The organism is uncultured Sphingomonas sp., assembly GCF_964237335.1.
Classification (GTDB): Bacteria; Pseudomonadota; Alphaproteobacteria; order Sphingomonadales; family Sphingomonadaceae; genus Sphingomonas.
Map to the genome: position 1 here is coordinate 82,704 of NZ_CAXSHM010000005.1, position 13,445 is coordinate 96,148.

Here is a 13,445-nt window from a genome sequence, read left to right on the forward strand (position 1 = left end):
GTCCGCGCAACGTGCCTCGCGTCGCTACAGCGGCAGGCTTCGCTGGACCGGCTCCGGCTCGGCGACCACCTCCACCCCTCCGATCGCCGACAGCGTCAGCCCCAGCAGGCGGATGCCCATCTCGAGCGGGAACAGCTTGTCGAGCAGCGTGGCGCCCGCGGCGGCAAAGGCGGCGCGGGTCGCGAAGGGCGCCGGCTGCGATCGGGCGCGGGTGATCGTGCGGAAATCGGCGTAGCGGACCTTCAGCGTCGCGGTGCGCCCCGCCCGCCCCCGCTCCAGATGCCGCTCGATCCGGATCCAGGCGGCGTCCACCACCACGGCCAGCGCGTCGTACAGCGCGGCCGGCTCGGACAGGTCGGTGGAGAAGGTCCGCTCCGCGCCGATCGACTTGGGTGTACGATGGCTGCGCACCGGGCGGTGATCCTCGCCGCGCGCCGCGCCGAACAGATAGCCCGCGCCGCTGCCGAAATGCTGCTGGAGGAACGCCAGCGTCCGCTCGCGCAGGTCCGCGCCGGTCGATATGCCCAGCCGCTCCATCCTCGCCGCCATCACCGGGCCGACGCCGTGGAAACGCGACACCGGCAGCGACGCGACGAACGCGGCGCCGTGCGCGGGCGGGATGACGCATATCCCATTGGGCTTGTTCTGGTCGGATGCGAGCTTCGCGATGAACTTGTTGTACGATACGCCCGCCGACGCGGTGAGGCCCGTTTCGGCGTGGATGCGCGCGCGGATCTCCTGCGCGATCGCCCGGGCCGAGCCGAGCCGGGTGCGATCGCCGGTCACGTCCAGATACGCCTCGTCGAGCGACAGAGGCTCGATCAGGTCGGTATAGTCGGCGAAGATCGCGCGGATCTGCGACGAGACTTGGGCGTAGACGTCAAACCGCGGCTTCACGAACACGAGCGCGGGACAGCGACGCAGCGCTGTGACCGACGGCATCGCCGAGCGGACGCCGTCGACCCGCGCCTCGTAGCTTGCCGCCGCGACGACGCCGCGCGCCCGCGCGCTGCCGACCGCTACCGGCCGTCCCCGCAAGGTCGGGTCGTCTCGCTGCTCCACGGACGCGTAGAACGCATCCATGTCGACGTGGATGATCTTGCGCTGCGGCGGCGAGAGCGGCGGCGGACACGGCGGCGGGTCGACGGAGTCGCTAGACGACATGCTCGGTCAGATGGCGTGTCCTGCCCAGACCCGCAACGGAAAGGGAACGAAGCCGCACGCCCGGCGCTTGTCGCGGCGTCCCTATCAGAGGAACCGACGATGGCCACGAAGCCGCAAGCGACGCTTTACCGCATGGTCCTGCCCGATCACACCTGCCCGTTCGGCGTCCGCGCCAAGCAGTTGCTCCAATCGGCGGGCTATGAGGTCGACGATCATATCCTGCGCACCCGCGAGGAGGTCGACGCGTACGAGCAGCAGGAAGGGGTGGAGACGACGCCGCAGGTGTTCATCAACGGCGAGCGGATCGGCGGCAGCGACGCGCTGGAGGCGTATCTGGCCAAGGGATGACGGCGCTACCCGAACCGCGTCGCCGCATAGGGGGCCGGATCGAGCGGCGACCCGTCGCCCAGCAGCAGCCCCGCGGCCAGCGCCGCCGCCGCCGGCGCGGTCTGGATGCCGAAGCCGCCCTGGCCTGCGAACCAGAAGAAGCCGGGTGCGCGTGCGTCGAAGCCGTATACGGGCCGCCGATCCGGGGCGAAGCTGCGCAGGCCCGCCCAGCGCCGCTCGACCGCCGTCACGCGCCAGTCGACCGCGTGTTCCAGCCGGTCGATCGCGGTCGCTACGTCCAGTTCCTCGGGCGCGGCGTCGCAGGGATCGGTCGCGGTCTCGTCGTGCGGGCTGAGCCATAGCCGTCCCCCCGCCTCCGGCTTGAAGTAGAAACGACCACCAAGGTCCGCCACGTGCGGCAGGCCGGCGGGCACCGGAGGATCGGTGCGCAGTTGCACCATCGTGCGGCGGTAAGGGCGGATGCCGAGCGGAACCACGCCCGCACATCGCGCCACTCCATCGGCCCAGGCGCCGGCCGCGTTCACCAGCACCGTCGCGCGATACTCGCCCGCCCGAGTCGCGATGGCCCAGCCGCGGTCCGCCCGCGTCGCCGACCCGATCGCGGCGTCGGCCACCAGCACCGTCCCCGCCCGCCGCGCCGTCGCCAGATAGTCGCCGTGCAACCGACCGACGTCGATATAGGCGCAGGACGGCTCGCTGATGCCGATCGTCCAGCTCGTGCGCAGCCCCGGCAGCACCATCGCGGGATCGACGCGCTCCAAAGCCACGCCTGACCCCTCGAACTCGGCGAGGAACGCGTCCGCGCGCGCCGCATCTTCCGCCCGGCCGATGTGGAGCGAGCCGAGCGGCTCCAGATAGCCGCCCGCGCGCAGGGCCTGACCGGACAGGCTGGTCAGTGGCTGGATCGCCGGGCCACCATAGGTTTCGGACCAGAAGGCGGCGGAGCGGCCCGTCGCATGGTAGCCCGGCTGCGACTCCGCCTCCAGCAGCAGCACGCGCGCGCGGTCGCCGATCGCGGCCGCGAGGCTCGCGCCTGCGATTCCGGCGCCGGCGATGGCGATGTCATATTGATCGGCGGGGCTGGTCATGGCGGACCCTTCATATGGGCAAGCGGCACGCGATCAGGAAGGCGCCCCGGCGCCCTCCGAACATGGTTACGGTTTCGAAAGCCGCGTTCGCTATCCCGAGTCGCATGGGGTGGATCAATCCGACGATTGCGTTGCCGGTGCTGCTGGCGATCCTGCTGGTGTCGGCCGGGATCGAGGACGCGCGCCGACGCGAGATCGCCAATTGGAAGAACGCAGCCATTGCGCTCCTCGCACCCGCCTGGTGGTGGGCGCTCGGCTATGCCGCGTGGCCGGACATGGCCGCGCAGGTTGCGCTGGCGGGCATCGTCTTCGCCTTGTTCTGCGGCGCGTTCGCGCTCGGCCAGATGGGTGGCGGCGACGTGAAGCTGATCGGCGCGCTGGCGCTGTGGCTGCCGCTTCAGCCGCTCGTCTGGATGCTGATGGCGATGAGCCTCGCCGGCGGCGCGCTGACCCTCGTCATGCTCGCCGACCATGCATGGAAGCGCGGCAGCGGCCGGATCCCTGGACCGATCGAGGTGCCCTACGGCGTCGCGATCGCGGTCGCCGCGCTCCTCGCCCTACCCCGAACCGGTTCTTAACCATTTCCGGCCGATACGATCCCGGCGGGTCGACGGCCTCGATCCCTTCGACCCACGCCGCACGAAAGGCACGAGTTCACCATGGATAGTCGCAAGGTCCTCCTGATGGTCGGCGCGTTGATCGTCGCAGGGCTGACCGCCTTCTTCGCCCGCGCGCTGCTGGTCGGCAGCGCAGCGCCGCAAGCCTCCGCGCTGGCGCCCGCCGCCGTGGCGGTGGACGGGCCGATGGTGCTGGTCGCCACCCGCGCGCTGCCGGTCGGCACCATCCTCGATGCGACGGCGCTGAAGTTCCAGCCATGGCCCAAGGAGCTGGTCGACAACGCCTATTTCATCCAGGGCCATGCGGACCTCCACTCGCTCCAGGGCACGGTCGTGAGGAACGCGATCACCGCGGGCCAGCCGGTGACGCAGGGCGCGCTGGTGAAGCCGGGTGACCGCGGCTTCCTGGCCGCCGCCCTCGGACCGGGCATGCGCGCCGTGACCTTCCCCGTGTCGGCGCAGAGCTCGGTCGCGGGCTTCGTGTTCCCGGGCGACCGGATCGACCTGGTGCTGACGCAATCGGTGCCCGGCGGCGGCGACGGGCCACCGTTGAAGGCGTCGGAGACGGTGATGCGCAACCTGCGCGTGCTCGCGACCGACCAGCGCACCGACAACACGGTGGGCGAGGACGGCAAGACCAAGGTATCGACGTTCGGCACGGTGACGGTCGAGGCGACGCCCAAGATCGCCGAGGACCTGGCGGTCGCGCAGACGATCGGCTCGCTGTCGGTGTCGCTGCGCTCGATCGCGGACAATCCCGGTGAGCTCGAGAGCGCGATCGCGTCCGGCGCGGTGAAGGTGCCCGATGGCACCGATCCCAAGGCGGAAAAGGCGATGATGATCCAGCTCGGCCGCCAGCCGCAGGCGGGCAGCGCATCCGTCTCCACCGGCGCCGATGTATCCCGCTTCCAGCGCAGCACCGTGCCGGCGCGGGGTGGGAGCGGCACGCCGATGGGCGGCGGCGGAGCGATGCCGCCTCCGATGGGGGGTGCCCACGCCGGCTCGATCGCGAGCGACGGCGTCGGCCATGGCCCCACGGTACGCATCGCACGCGGCAATTCAGTGACCGAAGTTCCGGTCGGGGGGACGAACTAAGATGCGTATCGCAAGCCTGCCGCTGGCGCCGGTGATCGCCACCGCGCTGATCGGTGCCGCCGCCGTGCCGGTGATCGCCGGACCCGCCCGGCCCTACCATCCGCACCAGGCCGCCGGCGTCGCATCGCTGCCGTCCGGCACCCAGCGTCCGACCCTCGAGGTGCGGCTCTCGGTCGGTGAGGGTCAGCTCATCACGCTGCCGGTCGCCGCCGCGAACGTCTGGGTGTCGAACCCCGAGGTGGCGGACGTGTACGTCAACAACCCGCACCAGGTGCATCTGTTCGGCAAGGGGTTCGGCGAGGCGACCGTGTTCGCGACCGGCGCGAACGGCGCGGTGATCTATTCGGCGTCGATCCGCGTCAGCCAGAACATCACCTCCGTCGACAAGATGCTGCACGCGGCGATGCCCGATGCGCAGATCCAGGTCGTGACGGTGGGACAGGTCGCGGTGCTTACCGGCACGGTTGCCTCCCCCGACGATGCCGCGACCGCCAAGCAGCTCGTCACCGCGTACCTCAACCCCGGCGTGGACGTGACGGCATCAGGCGCGATGCTGAAGATTGGCGTCATCAGCCGGCTGAAGACCGCGACGCCGCTGCAGGTGAACCTGCGCGTTCGCTTCGCGGAGGTCAGCCGGAGCTGGATCAAGAACATCGGCGTCAATCTGACCAACCGAGCGAGCGGCAAAACACTGTTCAGTATCAGCCAGGGTCGGCAGGGCACCATCTCGACCGTGACCGGCAACCCCGTGGCGGGGTATATAAACGGCGCGCCCGTCGACGCAGCCGGCGCTCCAATTGCCGCCACCGCGAGCGGCCTGCTTCCAGGCCAGACGCTATTCACCCAGCCCGGTACGACCGGTATCGGCAGCACCCTGGGCCTCGCCGGCCATCTTCTGGGCGCCGATATCCTGAGCTCGCTCGATCTGGGCGAGACGCTGGGCCAGGTCTCGACGCTCGCGGAGCCCAACGTCACGACTCTGTCGGGCGAGACCGCGACGTTCCTGGCCGGCGGCGAGATCCCGATCCCGGTCAGCCAGGGGCTGGGCGCCGTGTCGGTCGAGTACAAGCAATATGGCGTGTCGCTCGCCTACACGCCGACGGTCCTGTCGAACGGCCGCATCTCGCTCCGGGTCCGGCCGGAAGTATCGCAACTGACGTCCGATGGAGCCGTGACCATCTCGGGCACCACCATTCCGGCACTGTCCACGCGGCGGATCGAGACCAGCGCGGAGCTCGGCTCGGGCGAGAGCATGGTGATCGGCGGTCTGCTGCAGAACGACCACAACAACTCCATCACCAAGACGCCGGGGATCGGCGATGTTCCCGTGCTTGGCGCGTTGTTCCGCTCCAACTCGTTCCAGCGCAACGAAACCGAGCTGGTGGTGGTCATAACGCCGTATCTGGTGAAGCCGGTCAACGCGAACGACATCGTCCTGCCGACCGACGGCTATGAGGCACCGACCGATCTCCAGCGCGTCTTCCTGGGCGCGCTGGGCGGCGGCAAGACCGGTGGCGACCGGCCCAAACCGACGCTCGCCCCCCCTGTGTCGGGACAGGGCCCCATGGGACAGGGTCCGGCGCAGCCCGGGATCGGCGCGGTTGCCGCCGTGCCGCCCGTGCCCAGCGCCGACCCAACCCCCGATCGCAAGACCGACAAGCGCACGAAGAAGGACCGCAAGACGGACCCCGCCGCGCCCGGTTTCTCCAGCAACTGATGCCGGCCCGAGGACTTAGCATGATGATCGGACGCTCCCTCCTTCTAACCGTCCTTCCGGCGCTGGCGCTCGCCGGCTGCACCGGGACGATCAACCGCAGCCTCGACTCGGTGCACCAGCCCGTCGTCAGCCGCGCGGACTACAGTTTCGACGTCGGCATCGACGGCGCCGGGCTTGCCCCCGGCGAGGCGGCCCGCCTTTCGGGCTGGATGGGCTCGCTCCGGCTCGGCTACGGCGACCGCGTCTCGGTCGACGATCCGGTCGGCGATCCCCGCGCACACCAAGCGGTGGCCGTCGAGGTCGCGCGCTACGGCCTGCTCCTCGCCGACACCGCGCCCGTAACCGGAGCGCCGGTCGCGGCGGGCACGGTGCGCGTAGTCGTCAGCCGCGCCACGGCGCGTGTCCCGAACTGCCCCGACTATAGCCGGATGGGTGGCAGCGAGTTCAACGGCAACAGCTCATCCAATTTCGGTTGCGCGTCCAACGCGAACCTGGCCGCCATGGTCGCCGACCCGACGGACCTGGTGCGCGGCGAAGCCGGCAGCGGCACGACCGACCCGGCCACCAGCTCTCGGGCGATCGACGCCTATCGCAGGGCGGCACCGACGGGCGGGGGAGGAGCCACCATGAAGACCGACAGCGCCACGGGAGGCAAGTAGATGAACGCGCCCTGGAAACCCGCCGCCACGAGCATGCGCGAGCCCTTCGTCGCCTATCTGTGCGACGATACCACCGTCGAGCTCGTCCGGCCGATCATCATCGAGCTCGGCTGGTCGCCGGACAAGGTGAACAAGGGCGGCCTACGCAACGCCGTCCAGTCGCTGTCGGTCTCGGCCAGCCCACACGTCCTGTTCGTCGACCTGTCCGAATCGGGCGATCCGCTGAACGACATCAACGCGCTCGCGGAAGTCTGCGAGCCGGGGACGGTCGTGATCGCGGCCGGGCAGGTCAACGACGTGCGCCTGTATCGCGACCTCGTGGCGTCGGGCATCCAGGATTACCTGCTGAAGCCGCTGCACCCCGATGTGCTGCGCGACGCCTTCGTCCACGCGCAGGCGATGCTGAACGCGCCCAAGCAGACCGAGGCGTCCGCCGACCGGCCGCATTGTTCGGCGGCGGTGATCGGAACGCGCGGCGGCGTCGGGGCATCAACGATCGCGACCTCGCTCGCATGGCTGTTCTCCACGAAGGAGGCTCGGTCGACCGCGTTGCTCGACCTCGACGTCCATTTCGGCACCGGCGCGCTGGCGCTCGATCTGGAGCCGGGCCGGGGGCTGACCGACGCGATCGAGAACCCGAGCCGCATCGACGGCCTGTTCATCGAACGCGCGATGGTCAAGGCGTCGGACAAGCTCGCGGTCCTGTCCGCCGAGGCGCCGATCAACACGCCGGTCGTGACGGATGGCGCCGCCTTCTACCAGTTGCAGGAGGAGATGCGCGCGGCGTTCGAGACGACGGTGGTCGACCTGCCGCGCGCGATGCTGGTGCAGCACCCGCACCTGATCGCCGACGTGCAGCTGGTGGTCGTCGTGACCGAGCTGACGCTGGCCGCCGCGCGCGACTCGATCCGAATCCTGTCGTGGCTCAAGACGCATGCGTCGGCGACCCAGGTCTTCGTGGTCGCCAATCGCGTGCATCCGGGCGCGGCCCTGGAGATCAGTCGCAAGGACTTCGAGGGCTCGATCGAGCGCAAGATCGACTATGTCATCCCCTTCGACCAGAAGCTCGCGGCTCAGGCCGCCAAGCTCGGCAAGCCGCTGGCCGAAGCTGGCAAGAGTTCCAAGACCGCCGCACCACTGCTCGACCTCGCGCGGGCGATGGTGGGCGCGTCCGACGGTGCCGACGACGCGCGTGCGACCGGCAAGGACGCCGGCAAGAAACCGGCGGGCGGCAGCAAGCCGGGCGGCACGTCGCTGATCGGCAAGTTCGGCGAGCTCAAGGGGCTGATGCCCCGTCGCGCCAAGAAGTGACGCCCGCCCGTCCGGATCGGCCGGAGCGCGGGCTTAGCCATAGGATGGGCCAAGGGATGGACGCGTCGTGCAACTGATGCCGGTCATGGTGCTATCGCTGGGCACGATTCTCGTGCTGGCGATGGTGATCTTCGCGTTGGCTGGCCCGTCGGCGGGCCGCGCCGGCAATCGCCGGCTCGCGACCCTTCGCGAGCGTCACTCCGCGTCGGCCACGGCCGCCGTCGATGCGCAGTTGCGACGGATCACGGCGGGTCGCGCGACGCGCATGGACCTGGCCGCGGGACGCCTGCTGCCCAACGTCGAGCAACTGAAGAAGCGGCTTGCGATGACAGGCAAGGGCTGGTCGGTCGGCCGATATGGCATCGCCTCGGGTGGACTTGTGGTCGTCGTGGCGATGCTGCTGTGGCTCAAGGGCCTGCCGGGGCTGCTCGCGCTGCTGGTCGGCCTGTTCGTCGGCGCGGGCTTTCCGCACTGGTGGGTCGGGCGCACGATCAAGAAGCGGGTGGGCAAGTTCACGGGCAAGTTCCCTGACGCGATCGAACTGCTCGTCCGGGGCTTGCGCTCCGGATTGCCGATCAGCGAGACGATGACGGTGGTGGGCGCCGAGCTGCCGGGGCCGGTCGGCGAGGAGTTCCGTTCCGTGTCCGACAAGATGAAGATCGGCCGGACGATGGACGCCGCGCTGCAAGAAACCGCGGATCGGATCGGTACCCCCGAGTTCCAGTTCTTCGTGATCTCCATCGCCATCCAGCGCGAGACCGGCGGAAACCTGTCGGAGACGCTGGCGAACCTCGCCAACGTGTTGCGCTCGCGCCACCAGATGAAGCTGAAGATCCGGGCGATGTCGTCCGAATCCAAGGCGTCTGCCTATATCGTCGGCTCGCTGCCGTTCATCGTGTTCGTCATGATCTGGTTCGTGAACTCGCATTATCTGATGCACTTCTTCACCGACCAGCGGCTGATGGTCGCCGGGATCGGCGGCCTCATATGGATGGGCATCGGCGCGTTCATCCTGGCCAAGATGGTGAGCTTCGAGATATGACACCGTTGGATCCCGCCCATCCGACGCTGCTCGGCGTCGACGTGTTCTGGGTCGCGACCCTGCTGTCGGGCGTCGCCGCGTTCATGGTGCTGTTGGCGATCTATACAGCCACCAGCGTGCGCGATCCGATGGCGCGACGCGTGAAGGCGCTGAACGATCGGCGCGAGCAGCTGAAGGCCGGCATCACCGCTTCCACCTCCAAGCGGCGCGCGAAGCTCGTCCAGCGCAACGACACCACGGACCGGATGCGTGTCCTGCTTTCCTCGCTGAAGGTGCTGCAGGACAGCCAGGTCAAGGCCGCGCAGGTGAAGCTGATGCAGGCCGGCATCCGGTCCAAGGAATGGGCGGTCGCCGTGATCTTTGGCCGGATGGTGCTGCCGGTGGTGATCGGCGGGCTCGCAGCGGCCTGGGTGTATGGCCTGGGCGCGTTTCCCAACTGGGCGCCGTGGAAACACTCGATGTTCGTCTGCGCCGCGCTCACGCTCGGCTACAAAGCCCCTGACATCTTTTTGAAGAACAAGATCAGCAAGCGATCGGATGCGATCCGCAAGGGCTTGCCCGATGCGCTCGACCTGCTGGTGATCTGCGCCGAGGCCGGGCTGACCGTCGACGCCGCCTTCCACCGCGTCGCGCGCGAACTCGGCCGCGCCTATCCCGAGCTTGGCGATGAGTTCGCGCTGACCGCGATCGAGCTCGGCTTCCTGACCGACCGGCGGTCGGCGTTCGAGAACCTGGCCACCCGCGTGGCGCTGGACGCGGTCAAAGGCGTGACGACAACGATGGTGCAGACCGAGAAATACGGCACCCCGCTCGCCAGCGCGCTGCGCGTCCTGTCCGCCGAGTTCCGCAACGAGCGCATGATGCGCGCCGAGGAGAAGGCCGCACGGCTTCCTGCGATCATGACGATCCCGCTGATCCTGTTCATCCTGCCGACGCTCTTCGTCGTGATCCTGGGACCCGCGGCATGTTCGATCAAGGACGCGTTCATCGACGGCGGACACTAACGGCCGCAGGTGCCGACGGCGCCGGTGCGCGACGCGCAGCGGCCGGCTCGGCCAGCGGGACCGTGCAACGGAACCAGTCTGACGTGCCGCGACGGTGTTGCCGTCGCCGCTCCGCTTGGCGCCACATGGTGGAGCGCTGACGAGCGGCAACCGGAACCGCAGCCGATCGTTATCCTACCGTAACAGGAGGCGAAGCGATGTTGTTCACCACCCCGACGCAGTTCATCGTTCTTGCGCTGGCGCTCGTCGGCGGATGGCTCCTGGGGCTCGCCAGCCATCCGGGCGGCCGCCGGTGGCGTGAGCGCTACGCGGCCGAGCGCGATGCGCATGCCGTGACCAGGCGGGACGCCGAGACGAAGCTTGCCGAGTCGAACCGCCTGACGACCGACGCGCGCCGCGGAACCGACGATCGCCTGATCCAGGCCAACGCGCGGATCGCCGAGCTGGAACGCGAGAATGCGCGGCTCGCGAAGGGCACGACGGTCATCCATGTGGCGCGCGACGAGGCCGAAGCGCCGGGCGACACGCCAGTCTTTGCCGCGCGGGCTGCGCATCCTGTCTATGTCGCCCCGTCATCAAGGAGCTCGGCAGGTACGAAGCGAGGGTGGTTCGACTGGGCCTGACCGGTGCCGTCGTCCCGACGGTAGGCCGGGGACGCCGAACCGCCCGATGCTACTTCCGCATCGCGGCCTGCGCCGCCGCCAGCCGGGCGATCGGCACGCGATAGGGTGATGCGCTGACGTAATCGAGGCCGACGCCCTCGCAGAAGGCGATGCTCGCCGGATCGCCGCCATGTTCGCCGCAGATGCCGAGCTTGATGGTCGGGCGCGTCGCGCGTCCACGCTCCACCGCCAGGCTCACCAGCTCGCCCACGCCATCGACGTCCAGGCTGACGAACGGGTCCTTGGCATAGATGCCCTGCTCCACATACACGCTCAGGAAGCGCGCGGCGTCGTCGCGGCTGACGCCCAGCGTCGTCTGCGTCAGGTCGTTGGTGCCAAACGAGAAGAACTCGGCCTCCTCCGCGATCTCGCCCGCCTTCAGTGCGGCGCGCGGCAGCTCGATCATCGTGCCGACCAGATAGTCGATCGTCCGCCCGCGCTCTGCGAACACCTCCTGCGCGACACGGTCGACCAGCGCCTTCATCAGCTCCACTTCGCGCCGCGTGGCGACCAGCGGGATCATCACCTCCGGGATCGGCGCCGCGCCCGATTTCTCCGCCACGTCGATCGCCGCCTCGAAGATGGCGCGCGCCTGCATCTCGTAGATTTCGGGGTAGGTCACACCCAGCCGGCAGCCGCGATGGCCCAGCATCGGGTTGAACTCGTGCAGCTCGGACGCGCGGCGGCGCAGCGCCTCGACCTCGAGCCCCGTCGCCTTGGCGACCTCCGCGAACTCGGCCTCCTCGTGCGGTAGGAACTCGTGAAGCGGCGGATCGAGCAGGCGGATGGTCACGGGCAGTCCCGCCATCACCTCCAGTATGCCGACGAAGTCCGCGCGCTGCTCGGGCAGCAGCTTGGCGAGCGCGGCACGCCGGCCCGCCTCGTCGCTCGCCAGGATCATCTGGCGGACGGCGGTAATGCGCGCGGCGTCGAAGAACATGTGCTCGGTACGGCACAGCCCGACGCCCTCCGCGCCGAAATCGCGCGCGACCCGGCAGTCGGCGGGCGTTTCCGCATTGGCGCGCACCTTCAGCCGGCGCGACGCGTCCGCCCAGGTCATCAGCGTCTGGAAGTCACCCGACAGTTCGGGCAGCACCGTCGGCACCTCGCCCATCATCACCTCGCCGGTCGCGCCGTCGATGGTAAGCCGGTCGCCTTCACGCACCTCGCGTCCGCCGCAATGCGCGACGCGCGCCCTCATGTCGATCGACAGCGATCCCGCGCCCGAGACGCACGGCCGCCCCATGCCGCGCGCCACGACCGCGGCGTGGCTGGTCATGCCGCCGCGGGCCGTGAGGATGCCCTTGGCCGCGTGCATGCCGTGGATATCCTCGGGGCTAGTCTCGGTCCGCACCAGGATCACCGCCTTGCCGTCGGCGGCCCATTTCTCCGCGGTGTCGGCGTCGAACACCGCCGCGCCGCTCGCCGCGCCGGGGCTGGCGGGCAGCCCCTTGGTCAGCACGTCGCGCGGGGCCTTGGGGTCGAGCGTCGGGTGCAGCAGCTGGTCGAGGCTGGCGGGATCGATCCGGCCGATCGCCTCCTCGCGCGTGATGAGGCCCTCGTTCGCCATGTCGACCGCGATCTTGAGCGCCGCCTTGGCGGTGCGCTTGCCCGAGCGCGTCTGGAGCATCCACAGCTTGGTCTTCTCGACCGTGAACTCGATGTCCTGCATGTCGCGATAATGCGTTTCGAGACGGTCGAAAACGCCTGCGAGCTCGCCGTACACCTGCGGCATCGCCTCCTCCATCGACGCGGGCTTGGCGCCCGCCTCCTCGCGCGCGGCCCTGGTCAGATATTGCGGCGTGCGGATGCCGGCGACGACGTCCTCGCCCTGCGCGTTGATGAGGAACTCGCCGTAATAGGCGTGCTCACCCTTGGCGGGGTCGCGGGTGAAGGCGACGCCGGTGGCGGACGTGTCGCCCATGTTGCCGAACACCATCGCCTGCACGTTGACGGCGGTGCCCCAACCGGCGGGAATGTCGTTTAGCCGGCGATAGACCTTGGCGCGATCGGATTGCCACGATCCGAACACCGCGCCGACCGCGCCCCACAATTGGTCGTGGACGTCCTGCGGAAACGGCTTGCCCCACTGATCCTGCACCAGCTTTTTGTATTCGGCGACCAGCCCTTTCAGGTCCGCCGGCGACAGCTCGGTATCGAGCGTCAGGCCGCGATCCTCCTTGGCCACCTCCAGCGCTTCCTCGAAGCTGCCGTGGTCGAGCTCCAGCACCACGTCCGCATACATCTGGATGAAGCGACGATAGCTGTCCCAGGCGAACCGCTCGTCGCCCGACCCGCGCGCGAGCCCCTCGACGGTCTCGTCGTTGAGGCCGAGGTTGAGCACCGTGTCCATCATCCCGGGCATCGACACGCGCGCGCCCGAGCGGACCGAGACGAGCAGCGGATCGGCGGGGTCGCCGAAGCGGTGCCCGGTGATCCCCTCGATATGCGCGATGCCGGCCGCGACCTCGTCGCGCAGCGACTGAGGAAAGCGCTCGCCTTCCTCGTAATAGCGCGTGCACATCGCCGTGCTGATCGTGAAGCCGGGAGGCACGGGCAGGCCGATCGACGCCATCTCGGCGAGGTTGGCGCCCTTGCCGCCGAGCAGGTTCCGGTTGCCCGCCTCGCCATCCGACGCGCCACCGCCGAAGCGGAAGACGTAGCGATCGTCCGAGCCGGAAGACTCGCGATCGGGCCGCTCGTTCACCACAGACGCCATCGGTTGAGTCCTTTCGAAA

General features: G+C 69.3%; 12 protein-coding genes. 9 read left to right on the forward strand and 3 right to left on the reverse strand.

Annotated features, from left to right (window positions below; genetic code table 11):
- Positions 1-24: 24 nt before the first annotated feature.
- Positions 25-1,164 carry a DNA polymerase IV gene (gene dinB / locus ACFE65_RS04590; protein ID WP_375381165.1) on the reverse strand — a complete coding sequence of 380 codons (1,140 nt, stop codon included), beginning with the start codon at positions 1,162-1,164 and terminating at the stop codon, positions 25-27.
- A 99-nt stretch (positions 1,165-1,263) separates the two neighbouring features.
- On the opposite strand from dinB, the gene ACFE65_RS04595 reads away from it, so the two are divergent.
- Positions 1,264-1,512: a glutaredoxin domain-containing protein gene (locus ACFE65_RS04595; RefSeq protein WP_375381166.1), complete on the forward strand. Its 249-nt coding sequence runs from the start codon at positions 1,264-1,266 to the stop codon at positions 1,510-1,512.
- 5 nt (positions 1,513-1,517) lie between these two features.
- Here the strand turns inward: ACFE65_RS04595 and ACFE65_RS04600 are convergent, their stop codons facing one another.
- Complete coding sequence (locus tag ACFE65_RS04600; RefSeq protein ID WP_375381167.1) at positions 1,518-2,600, reverse strand: NAD(P)/FAD-dependent oxidoreductase; 1,083 nt, start codon at positions 2,598-2,600, stop codon at positions 1,518-1,520.
- Between the two features lie 104 nt (positions 2,601-2,704).
- Here ACFE65_RS04600 and ACFE65_RS04605 point away from each other — a divergent pair, with 104 nt between their 5' ends.
- The 8 genes from ACFE65_RS04605 to ACFE65_RS04640 all read left to right on the forward strand — a co-directional run bounded on the left by ACFE65_RS04605 (position 2,705) and on the right by ACFE65_RS04640 (position 10,668).
- Positions 2,705-3,178: a prepilin peptidase gene (locus ACFE65_RS04605; RefSeq protein ID WP_375381168.1), complete on the forward strand. Its 474-nt coding sequence runs from the start codon at positions 2,705-2,707 to the stop codon at positions 3,176-3,178.
- A gap of 81 nt (positions 3,179-3,259) precedes the next feature.
- Positions 3,260-4,312: a Flp pilus assembly protein CpaB gene (gene cpaB / locus ACFE65_RS04610; protein ID WP_375381169.1), complete on the forward strand. Its 1,053-nt coding sequence runs from the start codon at positions 3,260-3,262 to the stop codon at positions 4,310-4,312.
- Position 4,313: 1 nt separating this feature from the next.
- On the forward strand, positions 4,314-6,029 hold the full coding sequence (locus ACFE65_RS04615) for a type II and III secretion system protein family protein (protein WP_375381170.1): 1,716 nt from the start codon (positions 4,314-4,316) through the stop codon (positions 6,027-6,029).
- Between the two features lie 23 nt (positions 6,030-6,052).
- Positions 6,053-6,688, forward strand: a complete 636-nt coding sequence (locus ACFE65_RS04620; protein WP_375381171.1) for a CpaD family pilus assembly protein — start codon at positions 6,053-6,055, stop codon at positions 6,686-6,688.
- On the forward strand, positions 6,689-7,999 hold the full coding sequence (locus ACFE65_RS04625; RefSeq protein ID WP_375381172.1) for a CpaE family protein: 1,311 nt from the start codon (positions 6,689-6,691) through the stop codon (positions 7,997-7,999).
- Positions 8,000-8,066: 67 nt separating this feature from the next.
- Complete coding sequence (locus ACFE65_RS04630) at positions 8,067-9,041, forward strand: type II secretion system F family protein (protein ID WP_375381173.1); 975 nt, start codon at positions 8,067-8,069, stop codon at positions 9,039-9,041.
- The gene (locus ACFE65_RS04635; protein WP_375381174.1) at positions 9,038-10,045 is read left to right on the forward strand and encodes a type II secretion system F family protein; all 1,008 of its coding nucleotides are present in this window, start codon (positions 9,038-9,040) and stop codon (positions 10,043-10,045) included. Before ACFE65_RS04630 ends, ACFE65_RS04635 begins: the two co-directional genes overlap by 4 nt.
- A 197-nt stretch (positions 10,046-10,242) precedes the next feature.
- Positions 10,243-10,668: a hypothetical protein gene (locus tag ACFE65_RS04640; protein ID WP_375381175.1), complete on the forward strand. Its 426-nt coding sequence runs from the start codon at positions 10,243-10,245 to the stop codon at positions 10,666-10,668.
- 49 nt (positions 10,669-10,717) lie between these two features.
- Here ACFE65_RS04640 and ppdK read toward each other — a convergent pair whose 3' ends face one another.
- Positions 10,718-13,426, reverse strand: coding sequence for a pyruvate, phosphate dikinase (gene ppdK, locus ACFE65_RS04645; protein ID WP_375381176.1), 2,709 nt, complete (start codon positions 13,424-13,426; stop codon positions 10,718-10,720).
- Positions 13,427-13,445: the final 19 nt, after the last annotated feature.